We start from the raw sequence: 17,584 nt of genomic DNA on the forward strand, positions 1-17,584 counted from the left end.
TCCCGAAACCCGCCTGCAGCTGCTCGGCGGACGCCTCCATGAGGCTGCCGAGGTCCCGGGCGAACGCCGTGGCCTGCGCCTTCTTCAGGGCCTCGTCGGCGAGCCCCTTCGAGGTCTCCTTGCCGATCGTGCCGAGCGCGCCCTTCTCGCCGGACGCGGCGGCCGCCTCGGCGGCGGTCTTCAGCGTCCCCTTGAGGCTCTTCAGCTCGCCGTCGACCAGGTAGTCGGCGAGCTGGTCCGCGATCAGCCGGCCGCCGCTCTTGCCGAGCAGCCGTCCCAGCAGCTTGCCCAGGCCCAGGCCCAGCAGGTCGAGCGGGCCGCCGAGGACACCGCCGATGACGCCGAAGAGCACCGCCTGCTTGGTGTACTCCTTGTCGATCTCCTTGCGGTTGCCCTGGCCGATCTGGAGGTTCTGGATGATGCCGTCCATCAGCAGACCGCCCACGATGCCCGAGAAGGTGTGCATCGCGATGGTCTTGAGCAGGTACTTCATCAGGGCCGTCAGCGCGACCTTGGTGAGCAGCTTCTTGAGCACCAGTCCGGACAGGCTGGTGCCGAAGCTGAACGGCGCCCAGAAGATCGCCAGTGCGATCTCGACCAGCAGCTGCACCAGCTGGGCGATCGCCATCCACTTGGTGTACTCGACCGCGTTGGCCACGTCGCCGGCGCAGTCCGCCAGCGCCTTGGCGGTCTTGGCCGCCGCCGAGACGTAGTCCTCCCCGGCCTTCCCGCCGGTGCCGGAGCGGCCGATGAACGCGTTCATCTGGTACGCGAACGTGGTGGCGGCCTGGCCCTTGAACTGCCGGGCACAGGCGATCGCCACCTTCTCGATCAGCGCCCGCAGCTCCGGCAGCTCCTTGTGCAGCTGCTCGTAGGCGTCCCGAACCTCACGCAGGTCCCCCTCCTTGATCTCCGGCCAGGGCATGCCGGTGATGATCGTGAAGAACCGTGCGGTCGATTCGTTGACCTCGATCGAGGAGTGCGCCACGGGAACTGCCTGCCGTTTCCGGTTGTGCGTAGGGTCGGGCCGTCGGCTACGGGTGGATCAGAAGCCGTTGGCGAGGTCGTTCGCGTGGTCGCCGGCCCGGTCGAGGGTGACGGCGAGGAGCTCCCCGTTCTCGCCGACCGAGCCCACGGTGGAACCGATCCTCAGGAGCAGCTCGTAGAGGTTCTTGGTGCCGTCGTCGACCTGGGCGTGGTACTGCATGCCGATGTCGTCGTTGCCGCCGACGCTCAGGTTGATCTCGTTGATGTGCTCGGCCTCGGTGGTGAGCTGGGCGACGAAGCCCTTGAGCTCGAAGAACTCGGCGAAGCTCTTCCTGAGCATCGCCGTCTTCTCGGTGGTGTTCTGGCTAGCCACGGAACTCCTCCTGGCGGTCCGTCTTCTTCCTGCGCTCCTCGGCGTCGTGGCCCGGACGCATCGCCCAGAGCGGTTCGAGGATCTCGTCGAGTTCGGTGCCGCCGGTCATCGAGAGCCGCAGCGTCTCGCCGATCCCGTCGAAGCGCGAGATGCGCTCGGCGACCTGCTGGCCGACGTCGGCCCGGGCCTCGTTGAGGACGTCGGTGAGGACCTTGGCGAGCTCGGCGGGGGCCATGTCGCGGTAGTCGTTGGTGTGGAAGGTCATCGAGACGACCTGTCCCTGCGAGCCGACCTTGACGGTGACCATCCGGTCCTTGGAGGTGACCGAGCCGGTGAGCTCGTTCATCTCCTGCTGCATGGCCTCGGCCCTGGCCAGCTCGGTCTGCATGTCCGCCATCGCCTGGGCGATCTGGTCCGCGAACGGGTTGCTCATGCGCTGTTCCTCGTCTCTCCTCGTGGTGGGTGCCGCCCCGTTCGGCCCGGTCCGCCGGACGGGGCGGCACCCGGCTGCGGTCAGCGTCCGATGACGCCGTGCACGGCACCGGAGTCGGTGCCCCAGACCTCTTCGTCCTCGGCCAGCCAGGTCGTGCGGCGGCGGTCCTTGTCGTTGCCGGCGCCGCCCGCGCCGGCGCCGCCCATGCCGCCGCCCGGCATCATCGGCATCCCGCCGGACGTGGTGGCGGTCCCCCGGCCGGTCAGGGCGGCCTGCTCCTGGGCCGCGGCGCGGGCGGCCCGCTCCGCGGCGACGCGCTCGGCGTTGGCCTGGTCGACCGCGGCCTTGGTCGCGGACGGGTCGCCGCCCGCGGCCAGCGCCCGGTTGCTGAGGCCGCCGCCCATCCCGGCGAGCATCGGGCCGCCGCCGAGGCCGAGCGAGCTTCCGCCGCCCGGGCCGCCGGTGCCGAGGCCCATCGTGTTGTAGGAGAAGCCGCCGCTGCCGAAGCTGTTGGGCGTCAGCAGGTTGTCACCGCCGCCGCTGTCGTCGCTGCCCGCGGAGTAGCGGTCGGCCAGCAGCTGCCGGTACTGCGAGACGGTGTTGCCCTGGCCGTCGCGCAGGATGCCGTCCGGGCCGATGGTGTAACCCGGGCCGGCGACCATCGGGTTGCCGTTGGCGTCCAGGACGGGGTTGCCGCTCTCGTCGACGATCCGCCCGTCCTTGGTGATCACGGAGTTGGGGGGCACGACCACGGGCCGGTTCGAGCCGGTGCTGCCCGGCAGGAGGCTGTCGGGCAGCGGACCGGTGTTGAGGTCGGGGAAGGGATTGCCGATGAGGTTGGGACCGTTGCTGCCGGTCCCGTTGTTGCCGAGGTTGAGGTTGGGTGGGGTGGTGCCGTTGTTGCCGAGGTTGAGGTTGGGTGGGGTGGTGCCGCTGTTGCCGAGGTTGAGGTTGGGTGGGGTGGTGCCGCTGTTGCCGAGGTTGAGGTTCGGCGGAGTGGTGCCGCTGTTGCCGCTGTTGCCTCCGCTGCCGCCGCCGACACCCTTGATGTCCTTGATGTCGGGGCCGCCGCCGATGTCCTTGACGTCGGGGCCCCCGTCCTTGGTGTCCGGACCGCCGCCGATGTCCTTGATGTCGGGAGCCCCGTCCTTCGTGGGGTCCTTCGTCGGATCGTCCTTCGCCGGCTGCTTGGGGTCGGGCATGATGAGCGGGAACGGCTTCAGCGGCGCGGCGGCGCCCGAGGCGGAGCCGTAGGCCACGCCGATCGCGCTCAGCGCGTCGTCGGCCGCCTTGTCGAGGTGGGTCACGACGTTGGCGACCCACACCTCCCGGGCCCGCTTGTCCACCTGGGTCCAGAATTCGACCGTCGCGGGGTCGCCGAACGCCGCGCCCTTCAGGGTGAACGTCAGGCTGTCGACGCTGCCGATACTGCCCATGTCGTCGCCCGTGCCCTTGGTCTTCTCGTCCCAGTGCTGCCACGCCGGGGACTTGGGGTCCTTCAGGTCGACCGTCACCGTCCCGCCCTTGAGCCCGTCCAGGATCGCCTGGGTCACCGCGTTCGTGGGCCAGGCCAGGGGCGACGCCCACCAGTTCTGGAAGCCCTTCCACAGCGCCGCGATCTGTGTTTCGACCGCGGTCTTGCACGGCGTCAGGTAGGAGCCGACGTCCGCCATCCGGATGATCCGGTTGTCGGCGTCGATCTCGTTGCGGAACGCCAGCAGCAGGGCGCGCAGGGCGTTCGCCGCGCTGCCCTGCCAGTCGCCGCCCTCCTCCCCGATGCCCTTCACCCAGTCCGTCCCGATCTTGGTGATCCAGCCGTCGAGGAAGTAGGTGAAGTCCCGGAGGTTGTCCGCCGCCTTGGTGAAGCCGGCCGGGTCGAGCCGGTCGTTGGCCTTGATCGTGCCGTCGATGAAGCGTTCCAGCGGCGCCCTGCTGCCCGTCCACGCCGCGAACTTGGCCCCCGCGCCGTCGAGGTTCGGGTAGTGGATGTTGGTGCCGACGACGTAGCTGGCGTGGTACACCTTCGACGTACTCATGGTGTAGGTGAAGTACCAGGCCACCCAGCTGTCGAGGGACAGCTGGCTGCCGTCACCCTTGACGCCCTGCCAGCCGTCGACGGCCTCGTGCTTCCGGTCGCCCGGCTTGAGCCACGGCTTCTCGTCGTCGCGCACCGACTCGCGGGTGGCCGGCTTCGCGTCGGCCGTCGACCCGAGGAAGGTCAGCGCGTCCTCCCAGATGTGCCCCATGGCATCCCCTCTCGCGGCCGAGCCCGACCGGACGTGGCGCGGGGCCGGCCCGTTCCCGGGCCGACTCCGCGGTGGTGGCGGGGGATCCCCCGCCGGATTACTTGGTGCCGGGGTTCAGCGTCCGCCCGGCCAGCTTCATGAACTGCGCGTAGTCCAGGGAGTCGTCCAGCGCGTTGTTCAGGTAGCGGTCGGCGAGCTGGAGATCGATGATCAGCGTCTCGAACTGGCCGACGACCGTCCCGAGCATCTTGGCGACCGAGTCGTCATAGGCCTTGAGCGTGGTGGCCAGCGTGCCCGGAGCCGTGAAGTTGCCGGAGTTGTTGCCCGTCAGGAACGGCGTGGTGCCGTCGGCGTAGGCCCTGAGCTCCCGCACCGGCAGGGACGTCTTGACGTCGTCGAGGAACGCCTTGATGGTCGTGCTGGAGAACTTCGCCAGGAAGCCGTCGGTGATCGTGACGGTCCCGCCGTCGTTGTCCCCGTTCCCCTCGTCCGCCACGCCGGTCAGCCCTGGACGTGGTCGAAGTGGGTGCTCGCGCGCATGTCCGCGTCCTTGATGGCGTTGCGGATCTCGGTGAGCGCGTTGTGGGCGTTGACGATCTTTCCGCCCATCGCCACGTCGGCGTTGTGGAGCGTCGTCGCGAGGGTGCCCGCGGCGACCGAGAAGTCACCCACCAGCTCGACGTTGATCTTGCTGCTGAGGTAGGACCTGAGGTCCTCCATCTGGTCGTGCATGGTCTTGGCGTGCGTCTCCAGATCGTTGATCGCGGAGTCGATGCCGGCGTAGTGCAGCGACATGTGGCCTTCGGCCATGGTGGGTCCCCTTCTGATCGAGCGGTCGGTGGGTGGGTACGGAGGTCAGCGGGCCGAGCCGGGGTTCAGGACGCCCTCGACGTAGGCCGCGGGACCCGGCTCGCCGCCGAGGCTGTTGGTCGCGACCGTCAGGGTGTGGTCACCGGTCGTGGAGAAGATCTGGCTGGTGTCGCCGAACTTCCCGTGGAAGGCGTCGTAGTCCCGGCTGACCTTCGCGTACTGCTCCAGCCAGGCGTTGATGTTGTTCTGGAAGGTGGTGCTGGCCGCGCCCTCGAAGCTCTCCCGGATGGCGGTGTTGATGTCCTCGATGTAGGTGGCGGTGGTCCTCATCGCCGCGTACTTCTGCTCGACCTGGGTCCTGATGTCCTGCAGGACCTGCTGGCTGACCGTCGTCTGCTGCGCCACGTGCGTACCTCCTCCGGTGCCGTCGGCCGCTCCCGGCCGGCGGGATTCGCCGCGGGCCGGTCGGGCCGGCCCGCCAGGGTGAACGGGACGGCCCGGTGCGGCGGTTCACCCCGCCCCGCGCCGTCCCGGATCAGCGCGTGCAGTGGCCCTCGCCGGTCACCGCCGGCTGGACGACGCCGCCCGCCAGCGGTGCCGGGTCCAGGCTGGGGCCGGTCGGCAGCAGGGACAGCACCCGCCCGGGCACCGCCGTCGGCGCGGCCTTCGGGTAGCCGAGCCGTTCGGCCACCGCCGGCGAGGCGAGCGGGTACTTCACGCCCGCGTCGGTGACCAGGTACAGCGTGCCGCCGTAGCCCGCCCCGGACAGCGCCCGGACCAGCGCGCCGCCGCCGGGGCGCACCGCGATCCGGTCGGCCGGGGTGCAGCTGGGCAGCACCCCGGGCTGGAGCACCGGCGGCAGGCCGAGCACCGGGGCGGCGTCCAGGACGGACACGTCCAGCTCCCCGCCGGCGTCGGCCGGCCGCAGCGCCGCGCACAGGGCCTGTTCGCCCCGGGGCGCCAGCGGCGCCGGGGGCCGGCCGGGCAGGCCCTCGGGGGTGAAGGCCGCCGCGGCGGAGGCCGGCGCGGTGTGCGCGGCGAGGTCGGCGGCGCCGGCCGGCGCGGGCGTCACCGGGCCGTTGCCGTAGGCCTCCTGCTGGGTGCGCGGATCGCCCAGCAGCAGGGCGAACTGGGTCGGGGTGACGGCCACCAGGCCCTGCTCGGCCAACAGGTAGCGCTCCTCGCCGGTGCCGGTGAACAGCTGGCCGACCCGGGTCGGCCGGCCGGAGAGCGCCGGGCCCTCCTTGCCCCGCCCCGGCACGTCGGGGGCGCGCAGATCCGGTCCGGCGGGGAAGGCGGCCAGGAAGGAGGCGGTGACCGGCACCGGGGTGACGGAGCCGTAGCCGAGCGCCCGCACCGCGCCGCCCGCCGCGTCCACCGCGAACCGGCGGCCGTGCCAGAGCAGGTGGACGGCGCCGTCCGGCCCGGCGACCAGGACACCCTGCTCACCGGCCGGCCGGCCGCTCTGCCGGGTGCCGATCGCGACCGAGAGCTGCGGGGCGGGCCTGGCCGCCGGGGCCCCGGTCCCGGCGGCCACCGTCCGCATGCTGCAGAGCAGCCAGTCGGCGCCGCCCACGGCGTTCGCGGCGGGCAGGCCGTCGGGGGCGCCGACGATGCCGACCGGGGTGCCGCGCCCGGTGCCCTCCAGCGAGCGGGCCGAGACCTGGTCGACCTTCAGCTGGTCGCCCGCCAGCAGCCGCGCGCTGGCCTCGTTCAGCACGGGGTGGAGCAGGCCGCCGGCGTAGACGTAGCGGGCACCGCTCTCCTTGACCACCACCAGGGTGCCGGGCTGCTTCCAGCCGCTCGCGCCGCCGGGTTTGACCAGGCCGTAGACGCCGGCTCCGGCACCGATCAGCAGGGCGACGGCGAGGCCGATCGCGGCGCCGCGGTTGGTCCGGCCGACGGGGGTGTCGGGGGCGTCCGGCTCGGCGCGCAGGACGCCGGCGGCGACCCGGCTCATCACGAACAGGTGGGCCTGCACCTGGTCGCGTCGGGACTGCATCGCGGTGGTCCTCCTCGCTGCGGGACACCTCGGGTCGGATGCCTCGGGTCGGATGCCTGGGGTCGGGTCGGTCCTGCGGGGGCCGGGCGGGTTCAGCCCGCCAGACCGCGCATCGCCCCGTAGAAGCCGAAGACCTGGAGCGCGAGCGGCAGCAGGGCGAGCGCGGCGAGCGAGTGCAGCAGGTCACCGGCCCGGCCCCAGTAGGGCAGCAGCCGCCGGCCGGGCAGCGTCCAGGCGGCGGCGCAGAGCCCGCCCGCGACGACGGCCAGCACGGTGAACACCCCGAGCCGCCCGCCCGGCGCGGCGTCCCAGCCCGCCCGCACGGCCAGCAGGCCGAGCCCCAGCGCCCCGGGCAGCAGCAGCGCGAGCCGCTGGCGCAGCCCGCCGATGTCGCGGGCGTGCAGCAGCACCAGCACCGACAGGTCGGCGGCCATCACCGTGGTGCCCCACCCGTCGTCCTGGGCCAGCGCCAGCACCGTGAGCGCGATCGCGCAGGCCGAGCCGACCGCGATGAAGAACCCGACCAGGTAGCTGTCCGCGACCAGGCTGCGGGCGAGCACGTCGTCGGCCGGGAACGGCTCGATCTCCTCCTGGAGCTCGTCGGCGTTGCGCGGCAGGGCGGGCAGCCGCAGCCCGGCCAGCTTGAACGACAGCGCGGGGACGAACGCGCCGAACAGCACGGCCACGGCGGCGACCCCCGCGGCGACATGGGTGGCCGTCAGCCCGTACGCGGCGAGCGCGCCGGCGGCGAGGGCGAACACGGCGCTCGTCAGCAGCCCGGCGAAGAACGGCCCCGAACCGACCAGGGCCAGCGCCACGGCGGTGGCGCCGACCGCCGCCGAGCCGCCCGCGAGCAGCCGGGCCGGGCCGGTGACCCCGGGGACCAGCGCGGCCGCCGCCGCGGCGTGGCAGACCCCGGCGGCGGCCAGCGCCGTCCCGGCCGGGGAGTCGCCGACCAGCCGGGCCGCCGCGGCGCCGCCGGCCAGCAGCAGCACCGCGACGACCGCGGCGGCGGCGCAGCGCGGGCCGTCCGGGCCGGGCCGGGCGAGCAGCAGCAGGCCGCCGGCCAGCGTGAGCACGGCGAGGACCAGTGCGAGGTGGTGGGTGACCGCGGGCCGCCAGGAGTCGCCGCGGGCGGTGGTGCCGGTGCGGATGCCGTCCACCAGGTCGTCGAAGTGCACCTCGGGCAGCGTGTCCCGAACGGGGCGCAGGAACAGTTCCTCGCCGTCGGCCAGCCCGATCTCCTCCAGGGTCCGCTCCTCGTCGAGGGGCGGACCGCCGAGGCGCTGCAGGACCCAGCCCGAGTGCTCGGTGCCGCTCTCCGCGACGTCGGGGCCGGCGTAGCCGAGGACGGCCGGCAGCAGGTCGGCGAGGACCACGTCGCCGGGCAGGACGAGTTCGAAGGCGGTGCCGGGGGCGCGGAACCTCAGCCGTACCAGTCCTGTCGCCGCCGTGCTGGTGCTCACCTGTCGCGTCTCCCGTCTGCCCGTGCTCCCGTCACACAGGTACGGACCGCGCCGGGCGGACGGTTCACCCGCCGCGGCGCAGGCGCGCGGTGAACCGCCGGAGCCCCGCGGGCCGTAGGCCCGAGTGCGGTGCGGCCCGGGCCGTCGGGCCCGCCGCCACCGGCGTCGGCGCCGGCGCCGTGAGAGGAGAGCCCCCGTTGAGCGTGGTCCTGGTCGATCGTCCGCCCCGGCGCCCCGGACCGGCGATGCCGGACGGTGAACTGCAGTTGCAGGAGCCGCCGGTGCTTCCGGAGGCGCAGAGCGGCATGTCCAACATGATCGCCATGGCGCCGATGGCGCTGAGCTCGCTCTCGATGGTGATGATCTTCCTCAACCCGCAGGGCGGCGGCGGGCCGCTCACCTATGTGGCGATGGGCATGATGGGCCTGTCCGCCGTCGGCATGCTGGTGACCCAGCTGTTCCGCAGCGCCAGCGACCGCAAGCGCCAGCTGCGCGGCGAGCGCCGCGACTACCTGCGCTACCTGTCCCAGGTGCGCCGCCAGGTCCGCCGCCACATCGTGGACCAGCGGCTGGCGCTCGCCTGGCGCCACCCCGCGCCGGACTCGCTCGGCTCGCTGGTGCGGACCTCGCGGCTCTGGGAGCGGCGGGCGGCCCACCCGGACTTCGGCGACGTCCGGATCGCGACCGGCTCCCAGCGGCTGGCGGTCAAGCTGGCCCCGCTGGCCACCCAGCCCGTCGAGGACCTGGAACCGCTGTGCGCGCACGCGCTGCGCCGCTTCATCCACGCCTACGGCTCGATCGCCGACCAGCCGATCGCCGTCCATGTGCGCGGCTACGCCCATGTGCTGCTGCGCTGCGAGCACCCCGCGCCGGACGCCGACCCGGCGGACGCCGTACCCCTCGCGCCCACCACCGCGGAGCCGGCCGAGGCGGCCGACCCCGGACCGGCCCGCGCGCTGGCCCGGGCGATGATCGCCCAGCTCGCCTTCTTCCACGCCCCGGACGAGCTGCGCGTCGCGGCCGCTGTCTCCCCCGAACTGCGCGAGGAGTGGGCCTGGCTGAAGTGGCTGCCGCACGCCCTGCACCCCACCGAGACGGACGGCGCCGGCCCGGTGCGCCTGGTCGCCGACTCCCTGGTGGAGCTGGAACAGTTGCTGGGCCCGGAGTTCACCGACCGGCCGCCGTTCGAGCCGGAGACCCAGCCCGGCCGGGACGAGCCGTTCACCGTGATCGTCCTGGACGGGGTGAAGCTGCCCGGCGGCAGCCGCGCCCTGCTCGCCGGATACCGCAACGCCGTGCTGCTGGACGTCTCCGGGGCGGTGGAGTGGCAGCACGCGCCGTTCCGGCTGCGGCTGCGGATCACCGGTGACCGGCTGGACCTGGTCACCGCCGACCGCAACCGGCGCGACGAGACCACCCCGCTCGGCCGCCCGGACGCGCTGGGCCTGCCGGCCGCCCGCCGCTACGCCACCACGCTCGCCCCGTACCGGCTGGGCGACGCGGTGGACGTCTCCGAGCCGCTCAGCACCGACTTCGACCTCACCTCGCTGCTGGGCATCAACGACCTGCACCAGCACGACGTCGCCCGCAGCTGGGCCGAGCGCCCCCGCGGCCGGCGGCTGCGGGTGCCGATCGGCGTCGGCGCGGACGGCAAGCCGGTGGAGCTCGACCTCAAGGAGTCGGCGCAGGGCGGCATGGGCCCGCACGGCATGCTGATCGGCGCCACCGGCTCCGGCAAGTCCGAGCTGCTGCGCACCCTGGTGCTCGCGCTCGCGCTCACCCACTCCTCGGAGACGCTGAACTTCGTCCTCGTCGACTTCAAGGGCGGGGCGACCTTCCTCGGCCTGGACCAGCTCCCGCACACCTCGGCGGTGATCACCAACCTCGCCGACGAGGCCGCCCTGGTGGACCGGATGCGCGACGCCCTGCACGGCGAGCTGAACCGCCGCCAGGAGCTGCTCCGCTCGGCCGGCAACTACAGCTCGCTGCTGGACTACGAGACCGCGCGGGCCGGCGGCGCCCAGCTCGACCCGCTGCCGACGCTCTTCGTGGTGGTCGACGAGTTCAGCGAACTGCTCTCCGCGCACCGGGACTTCATGGAGCTGTTCATCATGATCGGCCGGCTCGGCCGCTCGCTGGGCGTGCACCTGCTGCTCGCCTCCCAGCGGCTGGACGAGGGCCGGATGCACGCCCTGGAGTCCCACCTGTCCTACCGGGTCGGCCTGCGCACCTTCTCCGCCATGGAGAGCCGGGGCGTGCTGGGCGTGCCCGACGCCTACCAGCTGCCCTCCCAGCCCGGCAACGGCATCCTGCGCAGCGACATCGCCACCCTCACCCGGTTCAAGGCCGCCTACGTCTCCGGGCCCTACCGGCGCCGGCGCGGCGCCGTCCAGCAGGCCGCCGTGGCCGGCCAGATCGTGGCCTACGGCACCACGTACATCGCGCCGCGCGATCCCGACCCGGAGGTGCTGGCCGCCGAGGAGGCCCGGGAGGCGGCCGAGGAGGACGCCCCGAACCTGCTGGACCTGGCGGCCGCGCGGATGCTCGACGCCGGCCCGCCCGCCCACCGGGTCTGGCTGCCCCCGCTGGACGTCCCGCCCACCCTGGACGAGCTGCTGCCGCCGCTCACCCCCACCGCCCGGCACGGCCTGGCACCCGACGGCCGCCCGGCGGCCGGCCCGCTGACCGTCCCGGTGGGCGTGGTGGACCGCCCGTTCCAGCAGCTGCGCGAGCTGCTGACCGCCGACCTGTCGGCCGCCGGCGGCCACGTCGCCGTCGCGGGCGGCCCGCAGAGCGGCAAGAGCACCCTGCTGCGCACCCTGATCACCGCGCTGGCGCTCACCCACACGCCGCAGGAGGTCCAGTTCTACTGCCTGGACTTCGGCGGCGGCACGCTCTCCTCGCTGCGCGGGCTGCCGCACGTCGGCGGCGTCACCGGGCGCCACGACCCGGAGCGGGTCGGCCGGACGATCGCCGAGGTCAACGGCATCATCGCGCGGCGCGAACTGCGCTTCGCCCAGCTGGGCGTGGAGTCCATGACGGCCTTCCGGCGCCGCAAGGCGGCCGACGACCCGGAGCTCGCCGACGACCGGCACGGCGACGTGTTCCTGGTCATCGACGGCTGGAGCACCCTGCGCCAGGAGTTCATGGACCTGGTGGCCGCGCTGACCCCGATCGCCTCCCGCGGCCTCAACTACGGCGTGCACCTCGTCGTCGCCACGGCCCGCTGGGGCGAGCTCTCCAGCAATGTGCGCGACCAGTTCGGCACCCGCTTCGAGCTGCGGCTCGGCGACCCCATCGACTCCATGATCAACATGCGGGCCGCCGAGACCGTCCCGCACAGCCCCGGCCGCGGCCTCACCAAGGAGCGGCTGCACTTCCTCGGCGCGCTCCCCCGGATCGACGGACAGGGCGGCGCCGAGGACCTCGCCGACGGCGTCGCGGACCTCGTCGACGCCGTCAACGAGCACTGGAGCGGCCCGCGCGCGCCGGAGGTGCGGATGCTGCCGCTGCTGCTGGACTCCGCCGCGCTGCCCGCGCCCGAGGGCCGGCTGCGGGTCGCCATCGGTCTGGAGGACACCGCGATCGCGCCGCTCTGGCACGACTTCGAGGAGTCGCCGCACCTGCTGGTGGTCGGCGACAGCGAGAGCGGCAAGACCAACCTGCTGCGCCTGCTGGTCGCCGGGATCACCTCCGCCTACACCCCCGCGGAGGCCCGGATCATGCTCGTGGACTTCCGGCGCGGGCTCTACGAGAGCGTCCCGGAGGAGTACCGGCTCGGCTACGCCGTCTCGGTGGACGTGCTCCGGCAGGTCGTCACGGGCGCGGCCCGCGCCATGGAGGCCAGACTGCCCGGCGAGGAGATCAGCCCGGCCCGGATGCGGCTGCGCGACTGGTGGACGGGGCCGGAGCTGTTCGTCGTCGTCGACGACTACGACCTCGTCCCCGGACAGTCGAGCGGCAGCCCGTTCGGCCCGCTCCTCGAACACCTGGCGCAGGGCACCGAGCTCGGCCTGCACCTGATCGTCGCCCGCTCGGCCAACGGGATCGGCCGGGCGTACAGCGACCAGCTGCTGCGCCGGCTCCAGGACGTCAACACCCCGGTCACGCTGCTGTCCTGCCCGCCGAGCGAGGGGACGCTGTTCGGCAGCGTCAAGCCGCGGGTGCTGCCGCCCGGCCGCGCGCTGCACATCACCCGGCGCCGGACGGTGCAGGTGCAGACGGGGCTGATGCCGGAGCCCGAGCCGGAGGCCGGACCGGGATCCGAGCCCGAGCGGGCGGCACGGGCGTAGGCGGGCGTCGGCGGTGGGCGCCTCCGGCCGGACACCGGTGAACCGGGGACGCGGCGGGGGCCGTAGTCCAGGACGATGAGCCTCTCCCGCACCGGTGCGCGCTCCGACGAGCCCGCACCCCCGGCCGAGCCCCGCCGCCGCTTCGGCTTCCGGCGCGGGCCGCAGCGCGCCCTGCCCGCCGCGACCGCGCCCGCCGCGGTGCCCGCGCCCGTCGCCGAGCCGGTCCGCGCCGCGCTGCCGGCCACCGTGCCGGCCCCGGCGCCCGCACCGGCGGCGGGCTCGGCGTCGGCACCGGGCTCGTCGGTGCTCCGCGCGGTCGGCCCGCACTTCGTGATCGCGCCGTCCACCGCCCGCGAGGGCGACCTGACGGCGGCGATCGGCGCCCTGCGGCCCGTCCCGGACGCCGTGGTGGTGGTCGCCGCCGCGCCCGACTCGGCGAAGATCCTGCGCGACCGGATGGCCGACCTCGGTGTGATCGCCCGCGCCCGGGGCGCCGCCCATCTGGTGCTGGCCGCCTCCGGGCTGGCCGCGCTCGCGCCCAACGGACGGCGGCCGGCCGAGGTCGTCGCCGAACGCGCCGGGGTGCCCGTGGTCGCCCCGGACGGCCTGGTGGAGATCACCCCGGGCGGCAACCTCAAGGTCACCGACCCGGCGGGCGCGGTCGAGGCGTCCTCCTGGTGGCGCTGCGAACCGGGCCAGGCGCCCCGCCGGCTCAACGACACGATCGGCGCCGCCGCATCCGTCACCGCGCCCGTGCCCGCGCCCGTCACCTCGCCCGCGCCCGCGCCCCGACCCGGATCGCCCTCCGCGGGCGCGCCGGTCGTCGGCGGCCGGGCCGACGCCGTACGCGTCCTGCGGCTGCCCGCCGGCTTCTGGCTCACCGACCCCGCCGACCCGTCCACCGCCCCGCTGCCCGACCTCCGGCTGGCCGCCGCCCCGCCCGGCAACGCCGTGGTGATCATCGGCACCCCGGCCCGGCCGGTCCTGCTGCCCGAGGACTTCGCCGAGGCCGTGCTCTCCCTGCCGCTCGGCACCGACCGTCCGCTGGTCAGCGCCCCGTGGGCGGCCCCCGACCAACTCGCCGCGCTCACCGGCGCACTGGCCGCCCGCACGGCCCGGCCGGTGCAGGCCGCGATCGGGCTGCCCGTCCTCGGCCCCGGCGGCCCCACCTCGCGGGTCCTGGACCGCGACGGCCGGGCCGGCTGGGAGCCGTTCCTGCTGCGCCTGGCCACCTCGCCCGGCGCCCCCGCCACCCCCGCCGCCTGGCGCAACGGCGGCGCCGACTGGCGCACCGACGGGCCCGCGGTGTTCCGGGCCTTCCCGTACTGGGCCCTGGAGGCCGTCCCCGCCGGGCTCTGGCTGCGCCCCGAACCGCCGCACGTGCTCACCCCGCGCTTCCGGCGCCCCGAGGCGGCCCGCCCGCTGCTGATCGTCGGGGAGCGCGACCGCCCGGTGCCGGCCGACGCCTTCGAGGAGCTCGGCACCCTCCTGGACCGGCTCCCGGCCGCCGGGGCCGAGGGGTTCGGCCTGCTGGTCCACGGGCTGCTGGAACCCACCGCCGAACGGGTCGGCCGGTTCGTCGCCCGGATGCACGAGCTGGAATGGCTCGGCGCCGAACAGCCGTTGAACGGCCCGCCCGCCGTGGCCCCGGTGTCGTACGGCATCGGGCGCCCGACGGCCGCACCGCGCCCGGCGACGGCTGCGCCGTCCGCCCCCCGGTCGGCCGCACTCGGACGGGCCGCCCGGGCCGAGGCGCGGGCCGAACTCCCGGCCGCTCAGCGGGTACCGGAGGTTCCGGTGGTTCCGGCCGCCTCGGAGGTTCCGGCGACCGGGACCGCACCGACGGCACGTCACCAGGTGCCCCCGGTACCCGAGCCGGGCCCGCTGCCGGTCCCGCCGCCCACCCCCGTCCGGGCCACCGCCGCCCCCGCCACCGGCAGCTCCGCCGGGGCCGCCGTGCCGTCCCGTCGGGCGCCGCTCGCCGCCGAGGAGTCGCCCGCCCCGACGCCCGCCCTCGGAGGCACCACCGTTGCCGGTGGCGACCCGGCCGGCCCGCCGACCCGGACCGCCACCAGCGGCGCGGCCCTTCCGTTCCGCACCCCCGAGGTCCCCCCGCTCCCCGCTGTCCCCTCGGTCCCGCCGGTCCCGCCGGTCGAGCCGCCCGCCGAGCCCGACCACGAGGCGCCGCCCCCGACCGCCGCGCCGACGGCACCGGCCCCCGGACCCGAGCCGGCGAGCGAGCCGACGAACGAACCGGCCGAGGCCTCCGCCCCGTCCCCCCGCCCGCCGAGCCCCGGACCGACGGCCGCCCGCCACTTCGGCCTCGACGACTCCCCGGCACCGGTGACCGCGACCAGCCCCGCCGAGCGCGACGCCGTCCGCACGCTGCTCGGCGACCACTACCACCGCTGCACCGGCCGTCTCGAACAGCTCGCCACCCGGCTCCCGGGCCTTCGGTCCACCTCCCAGGACGACTTCAAGCCCGACCTGGCCGCCGTCCTGCTCCACCACACCGACACCGGCGTGCCGACGACCCGCGCCGCCCTGGTGGCCGCCGCGCGTTCCGGCGACCCGGCGCTGCAGCCGTTCCTGCGCTGCCTCGGTGCCGGTCTGCGCCGCCTGCCGAGCCACCACGGCGCCGTGCTGCTCGGTGCCGCCGCCGGTCCGGATCCGGACGCCGTCCTCGCCCACTACCCGACCGGCCGGCACTTCCGCGAGCCCGCCCCGCTCTCCGGCCTGACCGCACCGGGCGCCGAACTCCCCGGCTCCTCGGTGGAGTTCCTCGTCTGGTCGGCCACCGGTCGGCGCACCTCCGTCTTCGACTCCGCCGACGGCCCGGCGCAGGCGGTCTTCCCGCCGGGCACGGCGTTCACCGTCGTCGGCGTGGTCCCGTCCGACGGCGACCGCCCGGCCTGCGTCCTGCTGCGCGAATCGGGCGGCGACCCCTCCGAGCGCAACCGCAACGCCCTCACCCGGCTGCGCGCCTGGCTGGAGCGCCGTGCCGCCATGCCCCCGGCCGAACGCCCCCGGGCCGACTCCCCCGACCGCTTCCACCTCACCCCGGGTGTCGCCCTCGACCCGCCCGGGCCCGGGGGGACCCCCGGTCACCCCTGAGGCCCCGCCCCGGGCCGGAGATGATCTACCATCCGCCCATGACCAGCAAGAACGCCACCCCGACCGTCACCCTCGCCCCGCTCGACGTGGACGACGCCGAGCTGCTGCACGCGTGGCGGTCCGAACCGGTGGCCGCGCACGAGCTGGGCCACTGGCCGCGTCCGCTCTCGGCGGTGCGCGAGCAGATCGAACGCGACGTCGACGACGCCGACCACGACGGCTTCCTCGTCCTGCTCCCGGACGGCACTCCGGTCGGTGCGGCGGCCCTGACCGAGCAGAACATGTCCGACGGCACCGCCACCGTCCGCCTCCTCGTCGACCCGGACCACCGCGGCCGCGGCTACGGTCACGCCGCCCTGGACGCCCTGGCCGACCTCGCGTTCGGCGAACTCCCGCTGCACCGCCTCGAAGCGCTCCCCCACACCGGCAACGCCCCGGCACTCGCCGTCCTCGCCCACGCCGGCTTCACCCGTGAAGGCGTCCGCCGCGCCGCCTGCCTCCACCGGGGGCGACGGCACGATGTCGCGATGCTCTCCCTGCTCCGCCCGGAGTGGGAGGCGCTGGAGCGGCCCCGGTCCTGGGAGCTCTGAGCACGCCCTAACGGCCCCACGCCTCGGAGGCCGCCGTCGCGGGCGGGGCCACCGGGGCGACGGGCACCGCCGGCACCGTCGACTCCGCCGGCAGCACCCGGCCCATCGCCGGGCGGGCCGTCCGGAGCTGGGCGTCCGGCCCCGGCACGGTCCCCTGCACGGCGGGGATCGCACCGCCCACCGTCCCCGAACTGGTCCGCATCCCTCCGCGCGTGGCCGGTCCCACGCCTTCCACCGGGGCCGGCGCCCGGACCGGGCGTTCGGCCACCGTCGCGGACAGGCGCAGGACGAAGTTGCGCTCGGTGGGGTCGCCGTTCGGCCAGTCGCAGTCCTTGCTGCGCACGATCCGGCTGCGCACGCCGCCCGACGAGGTCTGCCACGGGAACGGCAGCACCCGGACGTTGGGCCGCCAGCCGACGCCGGGGACGCAGTGCTGCAGCTCCAGCTCCCACTCGTCCGCCCGCACGTCCAGCGAGGCTCCGATCCGCCCCTCCAGCACGAAGGTGCCGTACGGGGTCCGGACCACCGCGCGCTGCTCGTAGTAGGCGTCCTTGTCGAGGACCGTGATCTGCAGCGGCCCGTTCATTCGCAGCATGATCGCCCTTCCCGGCGGTCGAAGCACGCGGAACCGACACGGCCCCGCGTCCTGCTCCACGGGGCGTCCGAACGGCCGGGTTCACGGGTTCCCGCCCCGGTGCCCGCCGCGTCCGCCGGAGCACGGCGGCCGGTGAACCGTCCCCGGCGGCGTAGCCGTTGACCATCGGTGGCGGGCGGTTCCCGCCAGGGGCGCACACGGCCTGCGCGCACGGCGCCCGGGCTCCGACACCGCGCCCCGGCGGTTCCGCGCGCATGTCTGTTCGGGCAGCACCGCGCTCCCGATCGCGCACACCTCCCGCACCGCCGGGCGCACCCGCCGACCCGTCGCGCAGCGGCCCGCCCGGCCCGGCGAGCCCCCCGGCGCACCACGCGCCACAGCCAGGCCCGGCCGCACCACGTGTCCCGGTCACCGCGCCCGGCCGCGCGGCCCGTCGGCACCCGGCCCGGGAACCGTTCTGGTCCGCACCCGGAAAACCCCTGCCCGGCGGCGGCACTGCCGCCCGCACCGCAACCGGACGGCGCCCCTGGTCTGTCCATGGCAGACGACGGAGCCGCGCCCGCCCACCACCGCCGTGGCGGCGGACCGGGCCCGTCGCCCGCGCGGACCGGCGGTTCCCCGCCTTCCCCGCACCGCACACCAACCGTCACAAACCGTACGTCCAGCGTGGTTAGAC

Annotated in this window: 13 protein-coding genes (1 of these 13 only partly in view); 3 read left to right on the forward strand and 10 right to left on the reverse strand. The window is 75.0% G+C overall.

Annotated features, from left to right (window positions below; translation table 11 throughout):
* The 9 genes from ACFVUH_RS14805 to eccD form a co-directional block, all read right to left on the reverse strand.
* Window positions 1-988, reverse strand: partial view of an EndoU domain-containing protein gene (locus tag ACFVUH_RS14805; RefSeq protein WP_387913499.1) — the beginning only. It extends 26,435 nt beyond the left edge of the window; the window shows 988 of its 27,423 coding nt (coding positions 1-988); the start codon lies at window positions 986-988; its stop codon lies off the left edge, out of view.
* 57 nt (window positions 989-1,045) lie between these two features.
* A complete protein-coding gene (locus tag ACFVUH_RS14810) occupies window positions 1,046-1,360 on the reverse strand; it encodes a hypothetical protein (protein WP_355365357.1) in 315 nt (104 codons plus the stop codon).
* On the reverse strand, window positions 1,353-1,793 hold the full coding sequence (locus tag ACFVUH_RS14815; RefSeq protein WP_355365360.1) for a YbaB/EbfC family nucleoid-associated protein: 441 nt from the start codon (window positions 1,791-1,793) through the stop codon (window positions 1,353-1,355). Before ACFVUH_RS14815 ends, ACFVUH_RS14810 begins: the two co-directional genes overlap by 8 nt.
* An 80-nt stretch (window positions 1,794-1,873) precedes the next feature.
* Window positions 1,874-4,039 carry a hypothetical protein gene (locus ACFVUH_RS14820; RefSeq protein ID WP_387913501.1) on the reverse strand — a complete coding sequence of 722 codons (2,166 nt, stop codon included), beginning with the start codon at window positions 4,037-4,039 and terminating at the stop codon, window positions 1,874-1,876.
* Between the two features lie 97 nt (window positions 4,040-4,136).
* Complete coding sequence (locus ACFVUH_RS14825; protein ID WP_387913503.1) at window positions 4,137-4,535, reverse strand: hypothetical protein; 399 nt, start codon at window positions 4,533-4,535, stop codon at window positions 4,137-4,139.
* Between the two features lie 5 nt (window positions 4,536-4,540).
* Entirely contained in the window at window positions 4,541-4,849 is a 309-nt protein-coding gene (locus ACFVUH_RS14830; protein WP_387913504.1) for a hypothetical protein, read from the reverse strand.
* A gap of 45 nt (window positions 4,850-4,894) precedes the next feature.
* On the reverse strand, window positions 4,895-5,254 hold the full coding sequence (locus ACFVUH_RS14835; protein WP_355365372.1) for a hypothetical protein: 360 nt from the start codon (window positions 5,252-5,254) through the stop codon (window positions 4,895-4,897).
* Between the two features lie 130 nt (window positions 5,255-5,384).
* Window positions 5,385-6,851: a type VII secretion protein EccB gene (eccB, locus tag ACFVUH_RS14840; protein WP_387913506.1), complete on the reverse strand. Its 1,467-nt coding sequence runs from the start codon at window positions 6,849-6,851 to the stop codon at window positions 5,385-5,387.
* Between the two features lie 92 nt (window positions 6,852-6,943).
* Window positions 6,944-8,317 carry a type VII secretion integral membrane protein EccD gene (eccD, locus tag ACFVUH_RS14845; RefSeq protein ID WP_387913508.1) on the reverse strand — a complete coding sequence of 458 codons (1,374 nt, stop codon included), beginning with the start codon at window positions 8,315-8,317 and terminating at the stop codon, window positions 6,944-6,946.
* 197 nt (window positions 8,318-8,514) lie between these two features.
* Between eccD and eccCa the strand changes: the two genes are divergently transcribed.
* From eccCa to ACFVUH_RS14860, 3 genes are all read left to right on the forward strand, one after another.
* Complete coding sequence (gene eccCa / locus ACFVUH_RS14850) at window positions 8,515-12,609, forward strand: type VII secretion protein EccCa (RefSeq protein WP_387913509.1); 4,095 nt, start codon at window positions 8,515-8,517, stop codon at window positions 12,607-12,609.
* A gap of 75 nt (window positions 12,610-12,684) precedes the next feature.
* Window positions 12,685-15,723: a hypothetical protein gene (locus ACFVUH_RS14855; RefSeq protein ID WP_387913511.1), complete on the forward strand. Its 3,039-nt coding sequence runs from the start codon at window positions 12,685-12,687 to the stop codon at window positions 15,721-15,723.
* A 38-nt stretch (window positions 15,724-15,761) separates the two neighbouring features.
* Window positions 15,762-16,313, forward strand: a complete 552-nt coding sequence (locus tag ACFVUH_RS14860; RefSeq protein ID WP_387913512.1) for a GNAT family N-acetyltransferase — start codon at window positions 15,762-15,764, stop codon at window positions 16,311-16,313.
* A 7-nt stretch (window positions 16,314-16,320) separates the two neighbouring features.
* On the opposite strand, the gene ACFVUH_RS14865 is transcribed toward ACFVUH_RS14860, so the two are convergent.
* Complete coding sequence (locus ACFVUH_RS14865) at window positions 16,321-16,899, reverse strand: hypothetical protein (RefSeq protein ID WP_387913514.1); 579 nt, start codon at window positions 16,897-16,899, stop codon at window positions 16,321-16,323.
* Window positions 16,900-17,584 lie beyond the last annotated feature (685 nt).

Origin of the sequence: Kitasatospora sp. NPDC058032 (assembly GCF_042885845.1) — a bacterium.
In the GTDB taxonomy this organism is placed as follows: Bacteria; Actinomycetota; Actinomycetes; order Streptomycetales; family Streptomycetaceae; genus Kitasatospora.

Bases quoted from the DNA above. Each gene is read 5' to 3' on its own strand.
- ACFVUH_RS14815 (WP_355365360.1), bottom strand. From the start codon at position 1,793: ATGAGCAACCCGTTCGCGGACCAGATCGCCCAGGCGATGGCGGACATG.
- ACFVUH_RS14820 (WP_387913501.1), bottom strand. From the start codon at position 4,039: ATGGGGCACATCTGGGAGGACGCGCTGACCTTCCTCGGGTCGACGGCC.
- ACFVUH_RS14830 (WP_387913504.1), bottom strand. From the start codon at position 4,849: ATGGCCGAAGGCCACATGTCGCTGCACTACGCCGGCATCGACTCCGCG.
- eccB (WP_387913506.1), bottom strand. From the start codon at position 6,851: ATGCAGTCCCGACGCGACCAGGTGCAGGCCCACCTGTTCGTGATGAGC.
- ACFVUH_RS14855 (WP_387913511.1), top strand. From the start codon at position 12,685: ATGAGCCTCTCCCGCACCGGTGCGCGCTCCGACGAGCCCGCACCCCCG.
- ACFVUH_RS14860 (WP_387913512.1), top strand. From the start codon at position 15,762: ATGACCAGCAAGAACGCCACCCCGACCGTCACCCTCGCCCCGCTCGAC.
- ACFVUH_RS14865 (WP_387913514.1), bottom strand. From the start codon at position 16,899: ATGAACGGGCCGCTGCAGATCACGGTCCTCGACAAGGACGCCTACTAC.